28 protein-coding genes are annotated in these 23,909 nt (G+C 70.3%); 8 read left to right on the plus strand and 20 right to left on the minus strand.

Annotation, left to right across the window (positions count from 1 at the left end; all coding sequences use genetic code 11):
* Positions 1-66: 66 nt before the first annotated feature.
* Together MMB17_RS11520 and atzF are read right to left on the minus strand one after the other, a co-directional pair.
* Positions 67-1,161, minus strand: coding sequence for a BMP family ABC transporter substrate-binding protein (locus MMB17_RS11520; RefSeq protein WP_238311686.1), 1,095 nt, complete (start codon positions 1,159-1,161; stop codon positions 67-69).
* 151 nt (positions 1,162-1,312) lie between these two features.
* The gene (atzF, locus tag MMB17_RS11525) at positions 1,313-3,112 is read right to left on the minus strand and encodes an allophanate hydrolase (protein WP_241102006.1); all 1,800 of its coding nucleotides are present in this window, start codon (positions 3,110-3,112) and stop codon (positions 1,313-1,315) included.
* Between the two features lie 152 nt (positions 3,113-3,264).
* Here atzF and MMB17_RS11530 point away from each other — a divergent pair, with 152 nt between their 5' ends.
* A complete protein-coding gene (locus MMB17_RS11530; RefSeq protein ID WP_238311684.1) occupies positions 3,265-4,158 on the plus strand; it encodes a LysR family transcriptional regulator in 894 nt (297 codons plus the stop codon).
* Positions 4,159-4,199: 41 nt separating this feature from the next.
* On the opposite strand, the gene MMB17_RS11535 is transcribed toward MMB17_RS11530, so the two are convergent.
* Positions 4,200-4,388: a hypothetical protein gene (locus tag MMB17_RS11535; RefSeq protein WP_241102007.1), complete on the minus strand. Its 189-nt coding sequence runs from the start codon at positions 4,386-4,388 to the stop codon at positions 4,200-4,202.
* Positions 4,389-4,550: 162 nt separating this feature from the next.
* On the opposite strand from MMB17_RS11535, the gene trpB reads away from it, so the two are divergent.
* The gene (trpB, locus tag MMB17_RS11540) at positions 4,551-5,792 is read left to right on the plus strand and encodes a tryptophan synthase subunit beta (RefSeq protein ID WP_238311682.1); all 1,242 of its coding nucleotides are present in this window, start codon (positions 4,551-4,553) and stop codon (positions 5,790-5,792) included.
* A gap of 193 nt (positions 5,793-5,985) precedes the next feature.
* On the opposite strand, the gene MMB17_RS11545 is transcribed toward trpB, so the two are convergent.
* The gene (locus MMB17_RS11545; protein ID WP_241102008.1) at positions 5,986-6,441 is read right to left on the minus strand and encodes an Lrp/AsnC family transcriptional regulator; all 456 of its coding nucleotides are present in this window, start codon (positions 6,439-6,441) and stop codon (positions 5,986-5,988) included.
* 168 nt (positions 6,442-6,609) lie between these two features.
* Between MMB17_RS11545 and alr the strand changes: the two genes are divergently transcribed.
* Complete coding sequence (gene alr, locus MMB17_RS11550) at positions 6,610-7,719, plus strand: alanine racemase (protein WP_241102009.1); 1,110 nt, start codon at positions 6,610-6,612, stop codon at positions 7,717-7,719.
* Between the two features lie 11 nt (positions 7,720-7,730).
* A complete protein-coding gene (locus tag MMB17_RS11555; protein WP_238311679.1) occupies positions 7,731-8,996 on the plus strand; it encodes a D-amino acid dehydrogenase in 1,266 nt (421 codons plus the stop codon).
* Positions 8,997-9,065: 69 nt separating this feature from the next.
* Here the strand turns inward: MMB17_RS11555 and MMB17_RS11560 are convergent, their stop codons facing one another.
* The 3 genes from MMB17_RS11560 to MMB17_RS11570 form a co-directional block, all read right to left on the minus strand.
* Positions 9,066-9,332, minus strand: a complete 267-nt coding sequence (locus tag MMB17_RS11560; protein ID WP_238311678.1) for a DUF2312 domain-containing protein — start codon at positions 9,330-9,332, stop codon at positions 9,066-9,068.
* Positions 9,333-9,442: 110 nt separating this feature from the next.
* Positions 9,443-9,757 (minus strand): DUF1244 domain-containing protein, encoded by a 315-nt coding sequence (locus MMB17_RS11565; protein WP_238311677.1) that lies wholly within the window; start codon positions 9,755-9,757, stop codon positions 9,443-9,445.
* Positions 9,758-9,817: 60 nt separating this feature from the next.
* A complete protein-coding gene (locus tag MMB17_RS11570) occupies positions 9,818-10,600 on the minus strand; it encodes an N-formylglutamate amidohydrolase (RefSeq protein WP_241102010.1) in 783 nt (260 codons plus the stop codon).
* Positions 10,601-10,798: 198 nt separating this feature from the next.
* Between MMB17_RS11570 and MMB17_RS11575 the strand changes: the two genes are divergently transcribed.
* Both MMB17_RS11575 and MMB17_RS11580 read left to right on the plus strand, forming a co-directional pair.
* On the plus strand, positions 10,799-12,112 hold the full coding sequence (locus MMB17_RS11575) for a glycerate kinase type-2 family protein (protein WP_241102011.1): 1,314 nt from the start codon (positions 10,799-10,801) through the stop codon (positions 12,110-12,112).
* A complete protein-coding gene (locus MMB17_RS11580; protein WP_238311674.1) occupies positions 12,078-12,578 on the plus strand; it encodes a DUF1036 domain-containing protein in 501 nt (166 codons plus the stop codon). The genes MMB17_RS11575 and MMB17_RS11580 overlap by 35 nt, the downstream gene beginning before the upstream one ends.
* 107 nt (positions 12,579-12,685) lie before the next feature.
* On the opposite strand, the gene MMB17_RS11585 is transcribed toward MMB17_RS11580, so the two are convergent.
* A complete protein-coding gene (locus MMB17_RS11585) occupies positions 12,686-13,534 on the minus strand; it encodes an outer membrane protein (protein ID WP_238311673.1) in 849 nt (282 codons plus the stop codon).
* Positions 13,535-13,882: 348 nt separating this feature from the next.
* Between MMB17_RS11585 and pyk the strand changes: the two genes are divergently transcribed.
* On the plus strand, positions 13,883-15,319 hold the full coding sequence (pyk, locus tag MMB17_RS11590) for a pyruvate kinase (protein ID WP_238311672.1): 1,437 nt from the start codon (positions 13,883-13,885) through the stop codon (positions 15,317-15,319).
* 23 nt (positions 15,320-15,342) lie between these two features.
* Here pyk and MMB17_RS11595 read toward each other — a convergent pair whose 3' ends face one another.
* The 10 genes from MMB17_RS11595 to MMB17_RS11640 all read right to left on the minus strand — a co-directional run bounded on the left by MMB17_RS11595 (position 15,343) and on the right by MMB17_RS11640 (position 20,855).
* Positions 15,343-15,660, minus strand: coding sequence for a hypothetical protein (locus tag MMB17_RS11595; protein WP_241102012.1), 318 nt, complete (start codon positions 15,658-15,660; stop codon positions 15,343-15,345).
* Positions 15,661-15,680: 20 nt separating this feature from the next.
* Complete coding sequence (locus MMB17_RS11600) at positions 15,681-16,007, minus strand: EthD family reductase (protein ID WP_241102013.1); 327 nt, start codon at positions 16,005-16,007, stop codon at positions 15,681-15,683.
* A gap of 232 nt (positions 16,008-16,239) precedes the next feature.
* Entirely contained in the window at positions 16,240-16,725 is a 486-nt protein-coding gene (locus tag MMB17_RS11605; RefSeq protein WP_238311762.1) for a F0F1 ATP synthase subunit B family protein, read from the minus strand.
* 27 nt (positions 16,726-16,752) lie between these two features.
* Entirely contained in the window at positions 16,753-17,349 is a 597-nt protein-coding gene (locus tag MMB17_RS11610) for a F0F1 ATP synthase subunit B (protein ID WP_238311669.1), read from the minus strand.
* A gap of 115 nt (positions 17,350-17,464) precedes the next feature.
* Complete coding sequence (locus MMB17_RS11615; protein WP_007566773.1) at positions 17,465-17,692, minus strand: F0F1 ATP synthase subunit C; 228 nt, start codon at positions 17,690-17,692, stop codon at positions 17,465-17,467.
* Positions 17,693-17,747: 55 nt separating this feature from the next.
* Entirely contained in the window at positions 17,748-18,503 is a 756-nt protein-coding gene (locus MMB17_RS11620) for a F0F1 ATP synthase subunit A (protein WP_238311668.1), read from the minus strand.
* 102 nt (positions 18,504-18,605) lie between these two features.
* The gene (locus MMB17_RS11625; protein ID WP_241102014.1) at positions 18,606-18,971 is read right to left on the minus strand and encodes an AtpZ/AtpI family protein; all 366 of its coding nucleotides are present in this window, start codon (positions 18,969-18,971) and stop codon (positions 18,606-18,608) included.
* Between the two features lie 151 nt (positions 18,972-19,122).
* Positions 19,123-19,776 (minus strand): DsbA family protein, encoded by a 654-nt coding sequence (locus MMB17_RS11630; protein WP_238311761.1) that lies wholly within the window; start codon positions 19,774-19,776, stop codon positions 19,123-19,125.
* Between the two features lie 105 nt (positions 19,777-19,881).
* Positions 19,882-20,382, minus strand: a complete 501-nt coding sequence (locus MMB17_RS11635) for a DUF721 domain-containing protein (protein ID WP_241102015.1) — start codon at positions 20,380-20,382, stop codon at positions 19,882-19,884.
* A gap of 119 nt (positions 20,383-20,501) precedes the next feature.
* Entirely contained in the window at positions 20,502-20,855 is a 354-nt protein-coding gene (locus tag MMB17_RS11640) for a DUF1428 domain-containing protein (RefSeq protein ID WP_241102178.1), read from the minus strand.
* Positions 20,856-20,998: 143 nt separating this feature from the next.
* On the opposite strand from MMB17_RS11640, the gene mutY reads away from it, so the two are divergent.
* Positions 20,999-22,258: an A/G-specific adenine glycosylase gene (gene mutY / locus MMB17_RS11645; protein ID WP_241102016.1), complete on the plus strand. Its 1,260-nt coding sequence runs from the start codon at positions 20,999-21,001 to the stop codon at positions 22,256-22,258.
* A 55-nt stretch (positions 22,259-22,313) separates the two neighbouring features.
* On the opposite strand, the gene MMB17_RS11650 is transcribed toward mutY, so the two are convergent.
* Positions 22,314-23,519 (minus strand): site-specific DNA-methyltransferase, encoded by a 1,206-nt coding sequence (locus tag MMB17_RS11650; protein ID WP_276518069.1) that lies wholly within the window; start codon positions 23,517-23,519, stop codon positions 22,314-22,316.
* Positions 23,520-23,686: 167 nt separating this feature from the next.
* A complete protein-coding gene (locus tag MMB17_RS11655; protein ID WP_238311662.1) occupies positions 23,687-23,851 on the minus strand; it encodes a YqaE/Pmp3 family membrane protein in 165 nt (54 codons plus the stop codon).
* Positions 23,852-23,909 lie beyond the last annotated feature (58 nt).

The following is a 23,909-nucleotide window of genomic DNA, read 5'->3' on the forward strand; positions in this document are numbered from 1 at the left end:
GGGCAGGAACCGTGCCAGCCGCGCCGGTCGATCCCTCCCCCCGGCGGGGGGAGGGTCTTCGCCGCCTTACACCGAGCCCTTCACCCCGGCCACGAGGTAGCTCGTGCTCTCGAGCTCCACCGCCTTCTCGGGCAGGCCCTTGCCGGCGGCGAGGATCTCCTTGCCGGTATTGTCCTTGAGCGGGCCCTTGATGATCTCGAAGCCGCCCTTGAGCATCTCGGCCTTGACCGCGTCCGCGTTCTTGCGGGCCGCCTCGCTCACGGCGGGTCCATAGGGGCTCATCTTCACGAAGCCGTCGGCGAGGCCGCCGCGCACGAAGTTCGGCGGCGTGCGGCCGGCCTTCACGTCCTCGACGAAGCCCTTGTAGATCGGCAGCCAGTTCCATTCGGCGCCGGTCAGGTACTTCTCCGGGGCCAGGGCCGACTGGTCGACATGGTAGCCGCAGACGAAGGCGCCGCGGCGGGCGGCGGTCTCGACCGTCACCTTCGGGCTGTCGACATGGCAGGTGATCACGTCGGCGCCGCCGTCGATCAGGGCGTTGGTGGCCTCCGCCTCCTTCACCGCCAGCGACCACTCGCCGGTGAAGATCACCTGGCAGGTGATGGAGGGATCGACGCTCTGGGCGCCGAGCAGGAAGGCGTTGACGTTATTGAGCACCTGCGGGATCGGCTTGGCCGCCACGAAGCCGATCTTCTTCGACTTCGACATGTGCCCGGCCACGATGCCGTTCAGGTACTGGCCCTGGGCGATGTAGCCGAAATACGAGCCCGCATTCTTCGGGTCCTTGTCGGTCCAGAGGCCGCCGCAATGGCGGAACTGGATCTTCGGGTGCTTCTTGGCCTCGGCCAGCAGGTAGGGGTTGAAGTAGCCGAAGGAGGTCGGGAAGAGCAGGCTCGCCCCGTCGAGATTGATCATGCTCTCCATGGTCTTCTCGACCGCGTTGGTCTCGGGGACGCGCTCCTCCTCGGTCACCTCGACGCCGTCCAGGCCCTTCAGCGCCTTGGCGGCCAGCGCATGGGCCTGGTTGTAACCGTAATCGTCTTTCGGCCCGACATAGATGAAGCCGACGGTGACGTTCCCGGCGGCGAACGCGCGCCCGCGCGTGGCGAGGCCGAGGCCGGCGGCGCCGAGACCGGCAAGAACTGTACGGCGGGCAATCATCGACGCGCTCCTGAGGGTGGGATCTGACGGGAAACTTGGGACGAAGAGAAGCCTAATCGGCGGGATCGTTGCAAACGAGTGCTACTTTCCGAGTGGCCCGTTGCTGAGAATGCAACGGCCGTGCCGGCGCGCCGGCGGCCCGACCGCACTGTCAGGCCTTTGCCAGAAAGGCGCGCCAGCCGCCGGATTCCGTGATGTCGGCGGCGCCCGTCACGCCCTCGGCCTCGACGAGGAAACCTTTCGGCGCGGTGCCGTCGGCGAGCCGAACGGTGCCGATGCCGAGGGGCGCGGGAATGCCCGCGACGAAGCGGCCGAAGCCGGCGGGCGGCAGGGCCCAGACCTCGGTCTCGATCGCCGCGCCCGCTCCGTCCCCGACGCGCAGGAGGCCGGGCCTCTGCGGCGGCCCGCCGGCCAGGGCGTAGAGGCGGTAATCCGGCCGGGTCGGGCCGCTGCGCAGGAAACGGGCGCCGAGATCGGTCAATTCGCGATTGAGAGGCAGGCCCGACAGATGCGCCCCGACCACGACGATCTCGATCTCTCCGGGGGCCGCCTGCGCGGGGCCGTCCGCCGGCGCCGGGGCCGGGACGTCTCCGGCGCCGAGCGTGACGCCCGCCGCCGCGTGAAGGCGGGCGCCGAGGGCGGCGAGAAGCCCGTCCTGTCCCCGCGGGGCGAGCAGGGTGAGGCTGGCGGGCAGGCCGTCCTCGCGACGCGGGCCGGGCACGGCGAGGGCGCACCAATCGAGCAGATTCACGAAATTGGTGTAGGTGCCGAGTTCGCTGTTCGGCCCGATCGGGTCGATGGCGAGATCCGCGACCGTGCGGGGACGCGGGTAGGTGGGCACCACGAGCACGTCCACGTCCTCGAAGATGCGCTCCGCCGCCCGGCGCAGCTCCGCGAGCCGGTAGAGGCCGGCGAAGGCGTCGGCGGCCGCGTAGCTTTTCGCATGGGCGATGACGGTCCGCGTCGTCGGGTGCAGGATCTCGGGCCGCTCCTCGATGACGGGGCGGATCGCCTCGTAGCGCTCCGCCACCCAGGGGCCGGTATAGAGCAGCTCCGCCACCGCGAAGAGCGGGGCGAAGTCGATCGGCCGCGCGGTTTCGCCGACGAGGCCGGCCAGACATTCCAGGCCCGCATCGAAGGCCTGCTCCGCCTGCCCATCGCCGTGGAAGCGGCGGCCCTGCGCATCCGGCACGCCGAGGCGCAGGCCCGGGGGCAGGCCGGTGGGCCGGGGCGGAAGCGGCAGCCGCCGCGACCAGGGATCTTCGGGATCGTAGCCGGCCATCACCCGGAAGGCGGTATCCGCATCCGCCACGGTGCCCGCGAAGACCGAGATCGTGTCCAGGGTCCGGCAGGCCGGCACCATGCCGCGGTTCGAGACCGAGCCGAGGGACGGCTTGAGGCCGACGACGTTGTTGAGCCCGGCCGGCACGCGGCCCGATCCCGCCGTGTCGGTGCCCAGCGCGAAGGCGACGAGACCGTGCCCGACCACGACCGCGGAGCCGCTGCTGGAGCCGCCCGGCACATAGGCCGGATCGCAGGCATTGCGCGGTGCGGGATAGGGCGTGCGCACCCCGACGAGCCCGGTCGCGAACTGGTCGAGATTGGTCTTGCCGACGAGGATCGCGCCCGCCGCGAGAAGGCGCTGCACGGCCGGCGCCGTCTCCTCCGGCACATAGGCGAAGTCCGGGCAGGCTGCCGTGGTCGGCAATCCGGCCACGTCGATATTGTCCTTGACCGCGAAGGGCACGCCCCAGAGCGGCTTCGTCTCCGGCGCGAAGGTCCCGAGGGCCTCGGCGGCCGCCAGCGCCTCCGCTTCCGGCACCAGCGCCAGGAAGATGCCGGGATCGTCGATGCCCCGCAGCCGCTCGTAGAACGCCGCCACCACGGCCCGCGGCGTCAGGCCCTCGGCATAGGCGGCGTGCAGGGCGGGGATGGTCGGGAAGGGCGGCACGGAGGGCTCCTCGAAGCCGGGGCCCGCGAGCCGCTCGGCTGATGGCGCCAACCCTAGGGGCAAGCAGAGTTGCAAACGAGTGCCATCTAGCGACCAACCTGTTGCGTATAGGTCAACACTCTGGCAGGTCACCGCCTCGGAGCGAAGCGGTCATGAAGCATCTGCGCCCCTTGAACTACGTCCTCGAAGTCGCCCGCAGCGGCTCGATCCGCCGTGCCGCGGAGCGTCTCAACCTCACGCCCTCGGCCCTGACGCGCCAGATCCAGGACATGGAGTTCGAGCTCGGAACGCCGCTCTTCGAACGGCTGGCGACCGGGATGCGCCTGAACGCGGCCGGCGAGCTCCTGGTGCGGCACATCCGTGACCGGAACGCCGATCTGGAGCGGGTCCGCTCGCAGATCGCCGATCTGTCCGGCGTGCGCCGCGGCCATATCGGGCTCGCCTGCAGCCAGGCTTTCGTGACGCGGCTGATTCCGGAAGAGGCGGAGATCTACCGGACGAAGTTCCCGCAGGTCGGGTTCAGCGTGCAGGTGCGGGATTACGGGCAGGCGATCGCGGCGCTCTCCACCTTCGAGGCCGACCTCGCTTTGGTGCTGCAACCGCCGCCCTCGGCGGAGCTGCACATCCTGTATGCGGGGCGCCAGCCGATCCATGCCTATATGCGGGCCGAGCACCCGCTCGCGGCGGGGACCGGCCCGATCCGCCTGCGGGACTGCCTCTCCTATGCGCTGGCGCTTCCGGATGCCTCCCTCGCCATCCGCCACCACATCGCCCATGCCTTCGGCCGCCGGGGATTCGACCTGATGACGGCCGTGGAATCGAGTTCCTACGAGTTCCTGCGCAACCTGGCGCTGCGGCAGGATCTGGTCGGCTTGCAGGTCGAGATCGGCATCCCGCAGGACGAGCGGCTGCGCAGCCGCCCGATCGATCCGGCCGATCTCGAGCCCATGACCATGGTGCTGGCCCAGCTTCGGGGCCGCCTGCTCTCGGTGGCCGCGGCGAAATTTGCCGACCAGCTCGCCAACCGCCTGAACCAGGACCCCTGACCGGGCAGCCTCGCCAAGCCCCGGAAGGCCCTGCGCCCGCGTCAGCGCGGGCGCAGGGCCTTCTGCAGGACGGTGAGCTCCGCCAGCGGGATCCACTCCTCGACCGGATCGCCCTCGACTTCGCCGTCCGGGTACCAGCTGCACAGGGCCCGGTCTCCCTCGACCTTCAGGACCGTCATGGTGTTCTCGTCGGAGTCGCGGGCGACGTAATCGTTGATGTCCACGGTCATGGATCGCCTCGTGCGGCAAGGTGCGCCGGATCGGTGCGACCCTAACACCATCCGGTGCCCGCCGTTCGTCACCCGAGGGTGCGCCGGTCGCATTGCGATGATGCGCCGACAGGTCTAGGCAGCCGGGAAAGCCGACCTGTCCCGTTCCAAGGATCCGTACCCGTGACCCTCGCCCCCGAACCGAACTCCTTCCGCACCGGGCCGGACGAGCGCGGCCGCTTCGGCATCTTCGGCGGCCGCTTCGTGGCCGAGACGCTGATGCCGCTGATCCTCGACCTGGAGAAGGCCTATGCCGAGGCCAAGGCCGACCCGTCCTTCACGGCGGACATGGAGAGCTACGGCACCCACTATATCGGCCGGCCGAGCCCGCTCTATTACGCCGAGCGTCTGACCGAGCACCTCCGGGCGCAGGCGCCCGCGGGCCACGGCGCCAAGATCTACTTCAAGCGCGAGGAGCTGAACCACACCGGCTCCCACAAGGTGAACAACGTGCTCGGGCAGATCCTGCTCGCGCGCCGCATGGGCAAGCCGCGGATCATCGCGGAGACCGGCGCCGGCCAGCACGGCGTGGCCACCGCCACCCTCTGCGCCCGCTTCGGCCTGAAATGCGTGGTCTATATGGGCGCCGTCGACGTGGAGCGGCAGGCGCCGAACGTCTTCCGCATGAAGATGCTGGGCGCCGAGGTGGTGCCGGTCCAGTCGGGCACGCGCACCCTCAAGGACGCGATGAACGAGGCCCTGCGCGACTGGGTCACCAACGTCGCCGACACCTTCTACTGCATCGGCACGGTGGCCGGCCCGCATCCGTATCCGGCCATGGTGCGCGACTTCCAGTCGGTGATCGGCCAGGAGACCAAGCAGCAGATGCTGGCCCTGGAAGGCCGGCTGCCGAACTCGCTGATCGCCTGCATCGGCGGCGGTTCCAACGCCATGGGCCTGTTCCACCCCTTCCTCGACGACCGCGAGGTCGAGATCTACGGGGTCGAGGCGGCGGGCCACGGCGTCGAGAGCGGCCTGCATGCGGCCTCCCTCACCGGCGGCCGGCCGGGCGTGCTGCACGGCAACCGCACCTATCTCCTGATGGACCAGGACGGCCAGATCGCCGACGCCCACTCGATCTCGGCGGGCCTCGACTATCCCGGCATCGGGCCGGAGCATGCCTGGCTGCACGAGATGGGCCGCGTGACCTATCTCTCGGCCACGGATTCGGAGACTCTGGAGGCGTTCAAGCTCTGCTCGTCGCTGGAGGGGATCATCCCCGCGCTGGAGCCGGCCCATGCCCTGGCCCGGGTCATCGACCTCGCCCCGACCAAGCCCGCCGATCACCTGATGGTGCTCAACCTCTCCGGCCGCGGCGACAAGGACATCCCCCAGGTCGCGCGCATCTTCGGCCAGACGATCTGAGGCGTTTCAGGTCCCCGAAACGACGCGGCCCCGCTGCCGGGAGAGGCAGCGGGGCGTGTCGCGGGCGACCGCGACGCAGGCCGATACGCAACGTGGCCCTGGGACGGACCTTCGCACGGACCGGTTAGCGCCCGGTCAATGCGGTGAACGCCCGCGGCGTCCCGCGGCAGGACGACATGCGGGATCCGGGCGGTCAACGGCCCTGCGGCGTCACCACGGTCCGGATGGCGAAGCTCGATTGCAGGCGGGCGACGCCGGGGATGCGGGACAGCACCTCCTTGTGCACCCGCTCGTAATCCGGCGCGCCCTTGACGTGCAGCTTCACGAGATAATCGGCGCTGCCGGTCATCAGGTAGCAATCCTGCACCTCCGGGCAGCGCCGGATCGCCGCCTCGAAGCGGTTCAGGAAATCCTCCGTCTGCCGTTCCAGCGAGATCTGCGTGAGCACCACCAGTTCCGGGCGGTCCGAGCCCATATCGATCAGGGCCGCATAGCCGCGGATCACGCCGCTCTGTTCGAGGGCGCGGACGCGGCGCAGGCAGGAGGAGGGCGAGAGGCCGATCTTCGCCGCGAGGTCCGCATTGCTGATCCGGCCGTCGTCGCGAAGGATGCGGACGATCTCCTGATCGATGGCGTCGAGATGGACCATTCGAACGATCTGCCGTGATATCGAAGAAGATGCCGCGGATTATAGATCGAACGGCATAGGCTGTCGCAGATCGGCGGGAAATGCCGCCCACGGCCATGCTATCTCTGCGGCCTCCGACGGCTGCGATTGAGTCCCGCCTTGGTGCCCGTTCGTTTCGATGCCTTGAGGTTGGCGCAGGGTCGTGCGGCGCGCTCCGGCGGCATCCTGACGATCGACCTCGCGGCGCTGGCCGCGAATTACCGGAGCCTAGCGGCGCTTGCCGCGCCCGCGATCTGCGGCGCGGTGGTGAAGGCCGATGCCTACGGCCTCGGCATCGCCCGCATCGCCCCGGCCCTCGCGGCGGCGGGCTGCCGGGACTTCTTCGTGGCCCATCTCGACGAGGGGCTCGAACTGCGCGCCCTGCTCGGCCACGGCCCGCGCATCGTCGTGCTCCACGGCGCCGCGCCGGGATCCGAGGCGGAATGCGTGGCCGGCGACCTCGTGCCCGTGCTCAACGACCCGGCGCAGCGGGCCGCCTGGCAGGCGCTGGCCCGGCGGCTCGGGCGGCGCCTTCCCGCGATCCTGCAGGTCGATACCGGCATGACCCGGTTCGGCTTTTCCGCGCCGGAGCTCGCAGCGCTCGCCGCCGATCCCGCCGCCCGGGAGGGCATCGACCTGCAGGCGCTGATGAGCCATCTCGCCTGCGCCGACGATCCCGGCAACGGTGCCAACGAGGCGCAGCGCGCCGCCTTCGCGCAAGCCCGCCGGCTCTTTCCCGGCCTGCCGGGGAGCCTCGCGGCCTCGTCGGGAATCTGTCTCGGGGCCGGCTTCCATGCCGATCTCGTCCGGCCGGGGGCGGCGCTCTACGGCCTCGCCCCGCAGCCGGGGCGGCCGAACCCGATGCGGCCGGTGGTGCGGCTGCAGGCGCGGGTGATGCAGCTGCGCGACGTGCCGGCCGGCGTCGCGGTCGGCTACGGGCACACGCAGGCGACCCGCCGCGAGACCCGGCTCGCCACGGTGGCGATCGGCTATGCCGACGGCTTCCTGCGCAGCGCCTCGGACCGCGGGGAAGCCTGGTACGGCGCGATCCGCCTGCCGGTCGTGGGGCGCGTCTCCATGGACAGCGTCGTCCTCGACGTGAGCGAGGTGCCCCGGGACGCCATCGCCGTCGGCAGCCTCGTCGACGTCATCGGTCCCCGGCGCGACGTCGATGCGGTCGCGCGGGCCGCCGGCACCATCGGCTACGAGGTCCTGACGCGCCTCGGCCACCGTTTCCACCGCCTCTACACCGACGCCTGAGGAGCCTGTCCATGCATGTGATGATCCTCGGCGGCGGCGTGGTCGGCGTCACCTCCGCCTATTACCTCGCCAAGGCCGGCCATGCGGTGACGGTGATCGACCGCCAGCCGGGGGCCGGGCTGGAGACGAGCTTCGCCAATGCGGGCCAGGTCTCGCCCGGCTATTCCGCGCCCTGGGCGGCGCCCGGTATCCCGGTCAAGGCGCTGAAATGGCTGATGATGCGCCATCGCCCGCTGGTGCTCTGGCCGCGCCTCGAACCTCGCCTCTACGGCTGGCTCGCCCGCATGCTCGCGAACTGCACGGAGGAGGCCTACATCCGCAACAAGGGGCGCATGGTGCGCCTCGCCGAATACAGCCGGGACGTGCTGCGGGAATTGCGGGCCGAGACCCGCATCGCCTACGACCACCGCGAGCGCGGCACGCTGCAGCTCTTCCGCAGGCAGGCCCAGCTCGACCATGTCGGCGACGACACCCGGGTGCTCGACGCCTACGGCGTGCCCTACGAGCTGCTCGATCCCGCCGGCTGCATCGCGGCGGAGCCGGCCCTCGGGCGCGTCGCCGACCGGTTCGTCGGTGGCCTGCGCCTGCCCGGGGACGAGACGGGCGATGCCCATCTCTTCACGCAGGCCCTGGCAAGGCTCTGCGCGGAGCTCGGCGTCGATTTCCGCTACGGCACCGCGATCAAACGCTTGGTCCGGGAGGGTGATCGGATCGCGGGCGTCGAGACCGCCTCGGGCAGCCTGCTCACCGCCGATGTCTACGTGGCGGCCATGGGCAGCTACACCCCGGCGCTCCTGCGCCCGCTCGGGATTGCGCTCCCGGTCTACCCGGTGAAGGGCTATTCCCTGACCCTGCCGGTCATCGATGCGGAGGCCGCCCCCGTTTCGACGGTGATGGACGAGACCTACAAGGTCGCGATCACCCGGCTCGGCGACCGGATCCGGGTCGGGGGCACCGCGGAGCTCGCCGGCTTCAGCCGGACCCTGCGGGGGCCTCGCCGCGAGACGCTCGCCCATTCGGTCAGCGACCTGTTCCCGCGGGGCGGGGATCTCGGCCGCGCCACCTTCTGGACGGGCCTGAGGCCGATGACGCCGGATGGGACGCCGATCATCGGCCCGACGCCCTTCGCGAATCTCTACACCAATACCGGGCACGGCACGCTCGGCTGGACCATGGCCTGCGGCTCGGGCCGCCTGCTCGCCGATCTCGTCTCGGGCCGCAGCCCCGAGATCGACGGCGCGGATCTCGCCGTCGCCCGGTACCGGCTGGCCTCCTGACCGGCTCCGGCCAGAGACGCCGCGCAGGCTTGCCGATCCCGTCTCCGCTCTCGTCGAGCGGAAAAGGGATCAGACCATGCCGAGGGCCTGCATGTAGAGTTCGAGGATCGCCTCCTCCTCCTGGCGCTCGGCGTGGTCGCGCTTGCGCATGGAGATGATCTTGCGCAGCACCTTCACGTCGAAGCCGTTCGCCTTGGCCTCGGCGTAGACATCCTTGATGTCGCCCGCGAGGCCGGCCTTCTCCTCTTCGAGGCGCTCGATGCGCTCGATGATGCTCTTCAGCTGGTCGGCGGCGACCGAGGACGGATCGACGGCGGGGGCGGGGGAGGCGGCCATGACGGGAATTCCCTGAAATATGGGGGCGCGCCCCGAGGGCACGCCGGAACGGCCTACCTAGCCCGTCAGGCTTACCGAGTCATTGCGCGGGTCCCGCCGGGCCGGCGAACTCAATGGCCGTCCGGCCCTTTGGCCTGCGCGGCGAAGGCGGCCTGCTGCGCCGGGCTGGCCTCGGACTGGTGCAGCCGCTTCCACGCCTCGTAGGGCATGCCGTAGACCTGCTCCCGGCTCTCGTCCTTGCTCAAGGGGAGGCCCCGCTCGTCGGCGGCGTCCTTCAGCCAGTTGGATAGGCAGTTCCGGCAGAAGCCGGCGAGGTTCATCAGGTCGATGTTCTGCACGTCGGTCCGGTTGCGCAGATGCGCGACGAGCCGGCGGAACACCGCGGCTTCGAGCTCGGTCCGGGTGGCGGGGTCGATGTCGGACATTCTGGTTCCTCGCGCCTCTGCGATGTCTCGCGCCTCAGGTCGGCGCGGCGGCGCCGCGCGTCAAGCGGGCCGGGCCAGCATCGGCCGCAGCAGGGCCGCGAAGCGCTGCGCCCATTCCTCCTGGCCCTCGGCGCCGGCGATGAGGTCCTGGCGGATCTCGACGAGGGCGTTGGGCAAGCCGCGGGCGGTGGCGTGGCGGTCGACGGTGTCGCCGGGCAGGCCGCCGCCATAGGGCTGGTTGTCCCCGACCGTCAGCCCGGCGGGATCGGCCTGCAGCGCCTCGATCAGCGGCCGGCTCAGGCGCTCGTCGCCGTCGTAGAGGATGCCGACCTGCCAGGGGCGGGCGACCCCGCGCCAGAACGGCGTGAAGCTGTGCATCGTCAGGATCATCGGGGGCGGGCCCGTTTCCTGCGCCGCGGCGATCGCCGCGTCCACGGCCCGGTCGTAGGGCGCGTAGAACCGGCGGATGCGCTCGGCGATGCCGGCCGCGTCGATGCGGGCATTGCCGGGGATGATCGCCCCGTCCGACAGGCGCATCACCAGGGTCGGATCCTCGCGGCCCCGGTTCGGGTCGATGACGAGGCGCGAGAAGGTCGTGAGCACCGCCGGCACGTCGAGGAGCGCGGCGAGGCGCCGGGTCACCGCAGCGGCGCCGATGTCGTAGGCGATGTGCCGGGCGAATTCCGGCTCCGGCACGCCGAGGCGGCCGAGGTCGTCCGGGACGAAGTTCGAGGCATGGTCGCAGAGCACGAGGAGCCCGCGACCGGGATGGCCGGGGATCGTCTCGACGGGCTGCTCGGGGGGAAGGGGGTCGGTGCGGGGCAGGGCGGCTGAGGACGTCATGGCAGCTATCTGGGCTCGAACGGCGCCGAGCCAAGGCGGAAGGGCGAGGCGGAGGGGGAGGGCCGGCCCGCTCTCCATGCGGGCAGGTCATGCGGGAACGGTGCCGTTTCCGGCTTGCCGCGGCGCCGAGCCTCGGGCACAGCGGTTTGCAGGGTAAGCATCATCTATAACGACGCACCTGAGAGGAGGAGGCCCCGCATGACCGCGCCCGCACACCAGGATCCGGGAACCGCGAACCAGCGAAGCCTCCTGAACCGATTTCTCGACGACGCGATCGCCGCCGCCCATCCGCGCAAATGCCTGGTCGGCCATCTCCCGGCACCGACGCCGGGCCGCCTGATCATCCTCGGGGCCGGCAAGGCCGGCGGCAGCATGGCCGCCGTCGCCAGCCGCTTCTACCGCGAGGAGCACGGCGTCCCCGAGGACCGCATCGTCGGCCTCGCGGTGGCGCGCCACGGCTACGGCGAGGACGCGCCGGGCATCACCATGGTCGAGGCCGGCCATCCCGTGCCCGACGCCGCCGGCATCGAGGCGACGAAGCGGGCGCTCGAGATCGCGTCTGCGGCCGGTCCGGACGACGAGGTGCTGGTGCTGCTCTCCGGGGGCGGCTCGGCCAACTGGATCGCCCCGGCGGGCGATCTGACGCTCGCCGAGAAGCAGGCGATCACCAAGGCGCTGCTGCGCTCGGGCGCGCCGATCAACGAGATCAACGCGGTGCGCAAGCACCTCTCGCGGATCAAGGGCGGCCGGCTCGCGGTCGCGGCCAGGAACGCCCGCCGGATCCTGACGCTTGCGATCTCCGACGTGCCCCACGACGATCCCTCGGTGATCGCCTCCGGCCCGACCGTGCCCGATCCCTCGACCCTCGCCGACGCGCTGGCGATCTGCGAGCGCCGCAGGATCCCCCTGCCGGAGGCCGCCCGCGCCCTGCTGACGGACCCGGCCAACGAGACCCCGAAGGAGGGCGACGCCGCCTTCGCCCGGGCCGAGTACCGCATCATCGCCCGCCCGATCGACGCCCTCGAGGCTGCCGCCGCGGCGGCGAAGGCGGCCGGCTACGAGGTCGAGATGCTGGGCTCCGACCTCGAAGGCGAGGCCCGCGCGGTCGCCGCCGAGCATGCCCGCCTCGCCCGGCAGGCGAAGGCGGCCGGCCGCAAGGTCGCGCTGATCTCCGGCGGCGAGCTGACCGTGACGATCGTCGGCGAGGGCGATGGCGGCCCGAACCAGGAATACGCCCTGGCCCTCGCGATCGCGCTCGAAGGCGCCCCGGGCATTGCCGCGATCGCCGCCGACACCGACGGCACCGATGGCGGCCGCGGCGCCGCCACGGACCCCGCCGGCGGCCTGATCGATGCGACGACGCTGGAGCGCGCCCGCGCTGCCGGTCTCGACCCGGCCGCGATGCTCGCCGACAACGATTCGACGCGTTTCTTCGCGACGATCGGCGACCTCGTTCAGCCGGGACCGACCCGCACCAATGTCAACGACTGCCGCATCATCCTCGTCGGCTGACTTGTTCGAACATGTCGTGAAGCAGGGGGGCGGCCGCCGGCGTCGCGCCCCCCTCGCCGTTTGGGCGGCCGGCCTGTGCATCCTGGCAGGACCGGCCCAGGCGGATCTGCGGCTGTGCAACCAGACCGCCAGCAAGGTCGGTGTCACCCTCGGCTACCGCGACCCCCAGGGCTGGGTCACGGAAGGCTGGTGGGATCTGAAGCCGAAGGATTGCGCCACGCTGCTGCGCGGGGCGCTGGCCGCGCGCTTCTATTACGTCTTCGCGGTCGATTACACGCGCGGCGGCGAGTGGAGCGGGCGCGCCATGATGTGCACCAAGGACACCGCCTTCACGATCCGCGGCGTCGAGGATTGCCTCGCCCGCGGCTACGACCGCAACGGCTTCATCGAGGTCGATACCGGCGAGCAGAAGAGCTGGACGATCCAGCTCGGCGATCCCGGCCAGCCGCTGAGCGGCGAGCCGTAACCGCGGGCCGGTCTTCCTGACCTCGCCGCAAGGCGCCCAAACGAAGAGGGCGGGCGCCCCTTTCGGAACACCCGCCCCCGCCGTCGAACGCGTCGAGGATCGACGTCTTACTCGCCGAACTTGTAGTTGAAGCCGGCGCGGATAATGTTGCCTTCGTTGTTGAAGCGGACATTGTAGCCGGTGCCGAACACGCCGGGCAGGCCGGTATTGGCGACGAGCACGTTCCGGGAGCCGAGGTCGTAGTGCAGGTACTCGGCCTTGAGGGTCACGGCGCTCGACTTGATGCCGAGATACTTGCCGACGCTCAGGTAGTTCAGGAAGCTGTCCTCGGGGATGGCGTATTCCACGCCGCCGCCATAGGCGAAGCCGGTGCGGAAGCTGATGTCGCCGCCGGCATAACGGAGGGTGAGGTCGTTGCCGTAGAAGGCGGCGCTGTTCTCGGCATAGCCGAAGGCGAGGCCGCCGGTGCCGTAGATCATGAACCGGTCGAAGGCGTAGCCGACGCGGCCGTTGAGGGTGCCGAGCCACTCGAGGCTGGAGCGATAGACGCTCGGGTCGCCCAGATTGCCGATGGCGACGGTGTTCTTGTGAATGTCGGTCCAGTCGACGTTCAGCGCCGCGCCGACCACGATGCCGGAGCCGGGGGTGAACTGATAGTTGTAGCCGAAGCCGCCGCCGAGGCTGCCGAGCCCGTCGATGTCGCGGGAGCGGACCGCGCCGACGCGCTGGCCGAGATTGATCGCCGTGATGTTGGCGGTGTCGATGCCGGTGGTGGTGTAGCGCTGACGGTCGAGGAAGCTGTAGCTCGTCTCGACGCCGGCGAAGAAGCCGGTCCAGGTGAAGACGGGGACGGGCGTGAAGACGACCGGCGGCTCGACGCGGCGGGGCAGATCGGCGGCCGAGGCGGCGCTCGTCAGGAGCGCGACGGCCGCGGCCGTCAGAACCAGCTTCTTCATGGGGTGAGCTTCCTCGAAAGGCATATCTGACCCTAGGTTACGGCAGAGCTTGACTCTTCACCTATGACTTGTGCGCCACAGGTCGCCGAGAACCCTTCCCGAAAGCCGGTCCGAGTCGCATTTTGCGGCCTTTCGCATTTCCTTTGCCGGCAAGGCCTCCGCCCTCGCGGTTCACGCATCCGTGGTTGCAGCCCCGCACTCGGCCCTTGACGGCGCGGGGCCGGCGAGGCTTTTGACCGCAGCACTCGCACGGCGATCCGCCCACCTTCTCACGGGCCTCCCCTTCGCCGAGCCGTTCCCGCTCCCGGTATCCCTGCACCGGCGGGTCCTACGGACATGGAGGCGGGATTGAAGCGCGCACGCCGTACGAAGATCGTCGCAACCCTGGGTCCGGCCTCCGACACGCCGGAGATGATCGCCAAGCTGTTCCAGGCGGGCGCCGACGTGTTCCGCATCAACATGAGCCATCTCCAGCGCGAGAAGCTGCCGGAGAAGATCGAGGTGATCCGCACGATCGAGCGCGAGGCCAAGCGCCCGATCGGCATCCTCGTCGACCTGCAGGGGCCCAAGCTCCGCGTCGGCGCCTTCGCCGAGACCGGGGTCGAGCTCGTCCAGGGGCAGAGCTTCGTGTTCGATTCCGACCCGACGCCGGGTGATTCGAATCGCGTCTACCTTCCCCATCCCGAGATCCTGACGGCCCTCGAGGTCGGGCACGAGGTGCTCGTCGACGACGGCAAGCTGCGGATGCATGTCACCGAGGTGAGCGAGGGACGCGCCGTCACCCGCGTCGACGTCGCGGGCCGCATCTCGAACCGCAAGGGCGTCTCGCTGCCCCACACGGTGCTGCCCCTGCCGGCCATGACCGAGAAGGACCGCGCCGACCTGGAGGCGGGGCTGAACGCGGGCGCCGACTGGATCGCCGTCTCCTTCGTGCAGCGGCCCGAGGACGTGGCCGAGGTGAAGAAGGTCGCCGCCGGCCGCGCCCTGGTGATGGCCAAGATCGAGAAGCCGCAGGCTCTGGCCCGCCTCGACGAGATCATCGAGGTCTCCGACGGCATCATGGTCGCCCGCGGCGATCTCGGCGTGGAGATGCCCCTGGAGCAGGTGCCCGGCGTCCAGAAGCGCATCACTCGCGGCGCGCGCCGCCTCGGCAAGCCCGTGGTCGTCGCGACGCAGATGCTCGAATCGATGATCACGGCTCCGGTGCCGACCCGCGCCGAGGTGTCGGACGTCGCCACCGCCGTCTACGAGGGCGCGGACGCGGTGATGCTCTCGGCCGAGAGCGCGGCGGGCCAGTACCCGGTCGAGGCGATCACGACCATGAGCCGCATCGCCGAGCAGGTGGAGAAGGACGCGCTCTACTGGTCGATCCTGACCGCCCAGCGCTCCAGCCCGGAGGCGACGGCCTCCGACGCCATCGCCGCCGCGGCGCATTCCATCGTCGACGCCCTCGGCCTGCGGGCGATCATGGCCTGGACCCATTCCGGCTCGACCGTGCAGCGCCTCGCCCGCTCGCGGCCCAATGCCAGCGTGATCGCGCTCACCCCGAAGCGGGAGACCGCCCGCCGCCTCGCCATCGTCTGGGGCACGCATCCGATCGTGACGAAGGATGCGAGCGACGTGGACGACATGGCCTTCCGCGCGGCGAAGTTCGCGGTGCGCGAGCGCTTCGCCGAGATCGGCGACCGGGTCGCGGTGGTGGCCGGCGTGCCCTTCGGCATTCCCGGCGCCACCAACATGATCCGGATCGCCTTCGTGACCCGCGAGCACGCCGAGCGGGCCTGACCCCTCGAAGAGGGGAGGGCGCCTCAGGCGCTCTCCTCTTTCTCCTCCTCGTCCGGGATCGGATCGGCCGTCCAGGCCGTCGCGAAGGCGGCGAGCTGCATCGCATCCTTGAAGGACAGGACGGTCACCGTGCGCTCGACCGGCGCGGCGCCGGGATAGGGCGCGAGCAAGATCGTCTCCTGCACGAGGTGCGCATCCGGCGCCTTGGCGTCGAGCCAAGCCTGCGCCTCCGGGGTCAGCCGGTCCGGTCCCGCGAGCGCCCGCGAATCGGCGCGCAGCACGATGATGGTCGTGCCGAGCCCCGGATTCTTCTCCTGAACCTGCTTGATGATGTCGATCATCGCCCGCGTCCTGCCTCGTCCTATTGCGCCGGATGCGTCCAGGCCACGTCGTTGATCTGGACGGAGGGCTGGGTGTTCGTGAAGTTCGGGATGTCCCCGAAGATCTCGGCGCCGTGCCGGGCGACGGCGGCCGAGAAGGCGTCGGCCGAATCCCAGGTCAGCAGGGCGATCACCGGATAGGGGGCGGGGGCACCGTCCGGCGTCGCGACGCCCTTGACCACCTTGGCCTCCTTCAGGCCCAGGGTCGACCAGCGCTCGGCCACCAGCGGCATGTGCTTGGTCAGGTAGTAGTCCATGTCGAAACGGGCATCGGCACCGCCCGGATACATCACCGAAACCAGGGTCATGGGTCGTCTTCCTCTCGGGTGGGATTTTTCTTCGAGCCGGGACCCTGCACCCTTTCAGGCCCCGGGAAAGGATGGGCCGGCCGACCGTCTCCGGAAGCGGAGCGGGCAGATACGACCGCGTCCGCGCTGCCGGAGTTAGGGGCCGGTGCCCGCAACGACCAGCATGGCGGCGGCCAAAAGAAAAGCCGCCCGGAGGGGGCGGCTCGTCTTCGTCACGTCGGAGCGGTTCGGCTCAGGCCTGCAGGCGGGCCTTCACCTCTCCGAGGCTGGACTTCACCAGGGCCTGGGCGGCATCGCCGCTGAGACGCTCGCGCAGGATCGTCTCCGAGACCTTCACCGCGGCGTCGGCGGCGGCGGCCCGGACCTGGGCGGCGGCCTGGGCCTCGGCCTGGGCGATCTTCGCTTCGGCCGACTTGGTGCGGCGGGCGACGAAGTCGTTCAGGCGGGCATGGCCCTCCTCGGCGGCGCGCTGGGCTTCCTCGCGGGCATTCGCCACGATGCGCTCGGCCTCGCGCTCGGCCTCGGTGCGGCGGCGCTTGTAGTCGGCCAGCACGGCGGCGGCCTCCTCACGCAGGCGCCGGGCCTCGTCGAGCTCGTTGCGGACGCGCTTGGCGCGGCCGTCGAGGCCCTTCGTCATCATGCCGAAGGCGCCCGCCTTCCAGGCGATCGCCATGAACACCACGAAGGCGACGGCGACCCAGAATTCCGCTGTCAGCAACATGCTCGTCTCGAGGTCTCGTCGGGATCAGTGGGCCAGGGAGGCCCGGTCGAGGGCGCGGTCGAGGCTCGCGGTGTCCGGCGCGGTGCCGGTCAGGCGCTCGACGATCGCGGAAGCCGTCTCGCCCGCGATGGTGCGGACATTGCCCATGGCCTCGGCGGTGCGGCTGCGGATGGTCGCCTCGGAGGCGGCGAGCTTCTGGTTCAGCTCGGCCTCGAGCGCCTTGCGCTTGGCATCGGACTCGGCGGAGAGGGCGTTGCGCGTCTCCTGGGCGATCGCCTGGGCCTTGGCCTGGGCCTCCCGCAGGGACTTCTCGTAGGCCTCGCCCGCGGCGTCGGCCTCGGACTTCATGCGCTGGGCCTCGTCGAGATCGGCCGCGAGCCGGTTCGAACGGTCATGCAGGATCGATTCGATCCGCGGCAGCGCCACCTTGGCCATCAGGTAGTAGAGCAGGCCGAAGGCCAGCGCGAGCCAGATGAGCTGCGAGAGAAAGGTGTGGCTCTCGAAGGGCGGGAAGGCGCCCCCGTGGCCGCCCGAGGGATGCTCGGTATGCGCGCCCGCATGCGGATCGATCTTGGTGTCCGCGTTCGGCGAGGGGGTCGTGAGGGGATGATGCTCGGCCATTGCCTCGTCCGGGACGGAAACTGGGCGCCCCGCAGGAGGCGGGGCAACCGATGCGCCTTGGCGGAAAAGAGCCGGCCCCCGGGCGATGCGCCCGGGCGGCCGGCCCCGTGACGGATCAGACCGCGAACAGGAGCAGCAGGGCGATCAGCAGCGAGAAGATGCCGAGCGCTTCCGTCAGCGCGAAGCCGAGGAGCAGGGTGGCGCGCTGGCCGTCGGCCGCGGAGGGGTTGCGCAGGGCGCCGGCGAGGAACTGACCGAACAGGTTGCCGAGGCCGATGCCCGCGCCCGCCATGCCGAGGCAGGCGAGACCGGCACCGATGTACTTGGCAGCGACGGGATCCATCATGAACTCCTGAGTGTCTTGAACGATTTTCGTTGCGGCGGGTGGATCGACCGGATCAGTGGCCGGGGTGAAGCGCGTCGTTGAGGTAGATCGCCGTCAGCGTCGCGAAGACGTAGGCCTGGAGGGCCGCCACCAGGAATTCCAGGGCGGTGAGGGCGATCGTGAGGAAGAGCGGCAGCGGCGAGAGCACGCTCCAGGCGCCGGCGAGCAGCAGCTGCACCACGAAGAAGGCGAAGATCTTCATCGCGATGTGGCCGGCGAGCACGTTGGCGAAGAGACGGACCGAGAGGCTGATCGGGCGCGAGATGAAGGAGATGATCTCGATCGGCACCAGGATGGCGAGCAGCGGCTTCGGCACGCCCGACGGCACGAACAGCCCGAGGAAGTGGGTGCCGTGCTTCATCAGGCCGTAGGCGACGACGACGGTGATCACCAGCGCGGCGAGGCCGAAGGTGATGATCAGGTGGCTCGTCACCGCGAAGGCGTAGGGGATCATCCCGAACAGGTTCAGGATGAGCACGAACATGAACAGCGAGAACACCAGGGGCAGGAAGCGCTTGCCGCCGTCGCCGGTGGCCTGGTGCAGCGTGTCCGCGATGAATTCGTAGAAGACCTCGGCCAGGGCCTGCATGCGGCCCGGGACGACCGAGCGCGAGGCGGTGGCGACGATGGTGATGAGGGCGATGACGCCCACGGCGGCGAACATGTAGAGCGCCGACTGCGTGAACGCGAGCTGCTGGTTGCCGATATGGCCCAGCGACACGAGCGGATGAAGCTCGAACTGGTGGATCGGGTCGATCGAGACCGCCATAAGACCGCTTCCGCCCTTTGTTCTCGCGCCGCGGAAGAACCCGCTGCGCCCGTGCTCGCGTGACGCCATACACGAAGCGAGCGCGTCCTCAAGCCCTTCCGCTCAAGGTTTCTTGTTTACGCCCCCCATCCCGCCGAAGCCGGACAGACGCATGACGTTGTAGATGCCGGTGAGGAAGCCGAGCACCAGGAAGATCATCAACCCCCAGGGCCTCGTGCCCAGGAGATGGTCGAAGATCCAGCCGAGGATTCCTCCCGCGATCACGCCTGCCACGAACTCGGTCGAAAGCCGCATGGCTTGGCCGAGCGGTGACGGGCCCCCCGATGAATCGGCACGCGTGGAATGACCGGGAGCAGCGGAAGGCCGCTTCCGTTCAAGCTGCGTCTCGAGACGTCTGAGCCTCGCGGAAAGGTCGCCTCCGGCGTCCGCCCCGTCCTCGCGCCCGTCACCTGTTTCGTTGCCGTTCAACGGCGAAAACTCACGATGTCGAGAGCGAAGGGAACCGAAACGCCCCTCAGGCGCGGCGCACCATAGTTTCGCCCATCTTGGGTGTCAAGGCGCGCCGCCATGATGTTAAACAATTGATAATATTCGGCTTTTCGGATCGGGTCGGGGCTCCTCAGGCGCCGAGGATCGGCTTGATGATCTTCTCCATCTCTTCGATGGACATGGCGCCGGAATACTTGGTTCCGTTGATGAAGAAGGTCGGCGTCGACTCGACCTTGAGGGTGTCGAGGCCCCGTGCCTTCACCGCATTGATGGCGCCGTAGATCTTCTGGTCCTTCAGGCAGGCTTCGAACTTCTCCTTGGAGAAGCCGGCCTGGCGCAGCAGCTGTTCCATGGCATCGACGGGGGATTGCGGCTTGCGCACGAAGGCCCAGTTCGGCTGCTGGTCGAAGAGCAGGTCGGTGATGGGGTAGTACTTGGCGTCGCCGTCGCAGCGGGCGAGCATGAAGGCGGCGGTGGCGAGCGGGTCGAGGGGAAACTCCCGCAGGGTGAAGCGCACCTTGCCCGTGTCGATGTAGCGTTCCCTCAGGACCGGCCAGGTCGTCGCGTGAAAATGCGCGCAATGGGAGCAGGTCATCGAGGCGTATTCGATGATCGTGACCTTGGCGTCCTTGTTGCCGAGCCAGACGTCGCCGAGGGGGCCGGGCTGGGCGAGGGCGGCCTCGTCGACGGACTGAGCCAGGGCCGAGAGGGTCAGGCGCGGCATGAGGAGGGCCGCGCCGGCGGCGAGGCCGACGGTCTTGATGGTATCGCGCCGGGTGATCATCGTGCGCATGCGCTCCCTTCGCTCGCGAAAGCTCGTTCTCAAGGTGAAGGCGGTAGGCCCGGGTTCGCGAGAAGGCAAGCGCAGCCCATGCCGCGCCCCCGCTCCTCACCGAATCTTGGGCGTTCTGCCGCCGGGCTGCTCGGCGACCACGGCGAGGCCGAGCCGGTCGAGGGCATCCCGCAGGCCCCCCTCCTCGATGCGCGAGACGGCGAGCGCCACCTCGCCGCGCTTCGCCGGATCGAGATTTCTGGCGAGCGCGCGGCGTGTCGGGGGGCTCACCCGGCCCTGGCGCAGGGAGATCCGGTGGATGCAGGCCCAGCCGTAATGGGCGTTGACGCGCTGGATCACCACGGGAGCGAGGTGCTGCAAGTCGATGGCGAAGGCACTCTCGACGCAGACGACGAGGGTGCCGGATTCCGGCGCCGTTCCCTCGGCCCGGCGGCGGCGGGGCCATTCGAGCTTTTCCGGGCGGCAGAAGCGGGCGAGCCGCTCTCCGACGATCTCCGGCCAGGCGGCCAGGATGTCGGTGGAGGCGAAGCCCTGGGCGGCGAAGGCCGGCCCGACGCAGCTCTCGATCAGGTCCGCGAGCGGCTTGACGCGCGCCATGGAAGCATCCGGTTTCGCTCCGGCACCACCCTGGCGCCGGAGCGGATCAGCTTAGCGCAGACCGGGGCCGGACGGGAGCGGCTTCCCGGGGCCGACGCATCCTTTGGACGATGCCGCCGTCACAGCCCCAGCAGCGGCGTGAAGCCGCCATAGATCATCCGTTTCGCGTCGAAGGGCGCGGTCGCCGGATCGCAATCCATGCGCGGGTCGGCCATCACCTTGGCGTTCACCGCGTCCCGCGCCTCGCGGGAGGGGAAGACGATCCAGGAGAAGGCGACGACCTCGTCCTCTTCCGCCTGCACCGCCCGGGGAAACGAGGTCAGCTCGCCCTGGGGCACGTCATCCCCGATGCACTCGACGAAGGCGAGGGCGCCATGCTCCTTCCAGATCGACGCCGCCGTCTCGGCGAGCGCCCGGTAGGCATCGAGCTTGGCTTTCGGCACCGGCACGACGAAGCCGTCGACATAGGGCATCGGGATCTCCTCCTCGGGGTCGAGGCCCGGAGGACGGGCGGCCCCGCGCGGCTCCGACACGGTCGCGCAAAATTTTCCCGGCGGCCGGTCCGGGTGGCGTGCGGGCGCTTTGACGGCTCGGGCCGGCCCGCTATGGACGGGCCATGCCCGCGCCCGCCGCGTCCTCCCCGCAAGCCGAAGCCACCGATCCCGGCGGATCGCTCGCGACGGATCTGCTCGACTGGTACGACCGGCACCGCCGGGTGCTGCCGTGGCGGGCCCTGCCGGGGGAGACGCCGGATCCCTACCGCGTCTGGCTCTCGGAGGTCATGCTGCAGCAGACCACCGTCGCGGCGGTCAAACCGTATTTCGCGAAATTCCTGGCGCTGTTTCCCACGGTCGAGGCTCTGGCCGCCGCGCCCGAATCGAGCGTCATGGCCGCCTGGGCCGGGCTCGGCTACTACTCGCGGGCGCGCAATCTCCACGCCTGCGCCAAGGCGGTGGCCGAAGCCGGCACCTTCCCGGACACCGAGGCGGGCCTGCGCAAGCTCCCCGGCATCGGCGCCTATACCGCGGGCGCCATCGCGGCGATCGCCTTCGACCGGAAGGCGGCGGCGGTGGACGGCAATGTCGAGCGGGTGATGAGCCGGCTGCGGGCTGTCGAGACGCCGATCCCCGCCGCCCGGCCGGCGTTGCGCGCGCTCACCGAAGCGGTCGTGCCGGAGCGGCGGGCCGGCGATTTCGCCCAGGCGCTGATGGATCTCGGCGCCACGATCTGCACGCCCAAGCGCCCGGCCTGCGCCCTCTGCCCCTGGATGCGGCCCTGCCTGGCCCGGGCCGAGGGGCTGCAGGAGACGTTCCCGCGCAAGCTGAAGAAGGAGAAGGGCGTGCTGCGCCGTGGCGCGGCCTTCGTCGCCGTTCGCGCGGGGGACGAGGCGGTGCTTCTGCGGACGCGTCCCGCGGAGGGGCTGCTCGGGGCCATGGCCGAGCCGCCGACGAGCGCCTGGCTACCCGATTACGATCCCGCCAAGGCCCTGCTCGACGCGCCGATCGACGCCCGCTGGAAGCGCCTGCCGGGCCTGGTCAAGCACGGCTTCACCCACTTCCCGCTGGAGCTGACGGTGTTCGCGGCGCGCCTGGCCGCGGGCGCGCCCGCCCCGGAGGGCATGCGCTTCACGCCCCGTGACCGCCTCGACGAGGAGCCGCTGCCGGGGGTGATGAAGAAGGTGCTGGCCCATGCGCTGGCCAAGCCCGCGGGCGAGGCCCCGAGCGCACCCGTCGCCGCGCCCGCGCCCGACCTCGCGACGCCGGCCGAGCCGGAGCGCCCGGCCCGGCGCGGGCCGCTGCAGAAGCCGGTCTCGAACCGGCCCTCACAGCTCGCCCGGGTCGTGAAGAAGCCGCCCAAGCCCGCGGGCAGCCGATAGGGCATCGTCCCGAAGGTGGTGGCCGGCTTTCGGAAGAGACGATGCCCCCGTGTTCCTACTCGGCGGCCGCACCCGCGCTGCGGAACGCGGCGCGGAAGGTGTCGATGCAGACGAGCCTGCCGCCGCGCTCGGCGTGCCAGAAGGTCCAGCCGTTGCAGGCGGGCAGGCCCTGAACCAGGGCGCCGACCTTGTGGATCGAGCCCATCACCGGCCCGACGCCGAGATTGCCGTCGGGCCGCACCACCGCCGTGAAGCGACGGCGCTCGTCGGTGAGCGTCTCGCCGGGGCGCAGGTGCCCCGCCTCGATCACGCTCAGGAACGGCACCCGCGGCTCCGAGCGCTTGGTCGGGGCGACGAGCAGGGAGGCCTGGGAAAGCGGTTCGACCGCGTCGATCCGGCGGCGGGCGGCCTCTGCATAGACGGGATCGCGCTCGCAGCCGATGAAGTGGCGGCCGAGGCGCTTGGCGACCGCGCCGGTGGTGCCGGTGCCGAAGAAGGGGTCTAGCACCACGTCGCCGGGATTGGTCGCGGCGAGCAGGGTGCGGGCGAGCAGGGCCTCCGGCTTCTGGGTCGGATGCACCTTGCGCCCGGCGGCGTCCTTCAGGCGCTCCTCGCCCGTGCAGAGCGGGATGAACCAGTCGGAGCGCATCTGGAGGTCTTCGTTCCCGCCCTTCAGCGCGTCGTAGTGGAAGGTGTAGCTCTTCGACTGCGCCGAGCGGGAGGCCCAGATCAGGGTCTCGTGGGCATTGGTGAAGCGCTTGCCGCGGAAGTTCGGCATCGGGTTGGCCTTGCGCCAGACGATGTCGTTAAGGATCCAGAAACCGAGATCCTGCAACGCGCTGCCCACCCGGAAGATGTTGTGGTAGGACCCGATCACCCAGAGGGTCGCGTTCGGCTTCATCACCCGGCGGCACTCGGACAGCCAGGCGCGGGTGAACGCGTCGTAGCTGTCGAAGCTCGCGAACTTGTCCCAGTCGTCGTCGACCGCGTCGACCACGCTCTGGTCCGGCCGCATCAGGCCGGCTTCGCCGAGCTGGAGATTGTAGGGCGGGTCTGCGAAGACGCAGTCGACGCTCGCCGTGGGCAGGCGCTCCAGGGCGGCGATGCAATCGCCGATCAGGATCTCGTCGAGCGGAAAGTTGCTGGGGAGACGCTGGACGGAGGGTGCAAGACCCATCCGCGGCGCCGACGCGATCCGCCCGGTACGCGAGACCTGTTTCCGGGCGGTGGCGCCGGCGGCCGCGGTACGCGGGGAAGCCATGGCAAACACCGGTTACGCGACTGACCTCGCGACCATGCCCGGTTCAGGGTAAAGATTCGCAACGGCTCCGCTGGGTTCGTGCGTCTCGATTTGGGGCTGCAATTTTTGCCGGGTTCCGCCCCGGCGCCCGCTCGGCGCCTTGATGGGCGCCGTGCCGAAGGCCGGCTTCAGCGATCGCGCAGGATCAGCCAGAGGGCGTGGACCGAGCCCGGAAGGATGCCGAGCAGTGTCAGCAGGATGTTCAGCAGGAACTGCAGGCCGATGCCCGTGGTCAAAAGCACGGCGATCGGCGGCAGGAACAGGGCGAGCAGGATGCGGACGATGTTCGACACGGGAAGGCTCCTTGTGCGTCGCCGCATGAACAGCCGGGGCGGAAGAGGGTTCCGCCCC

Origin of the sequence: Methylobacterium organophilum (assembly GCF_022533465.1) — a bacterium.
GTDB classification, from domain to species: domain Bacteria; phylum Pseudomonadota; class Alphaproteobacteria; order Rhizobiales; family Beijerinckiaceae; genus Methylobacterium; species Methylobacterium organophilum.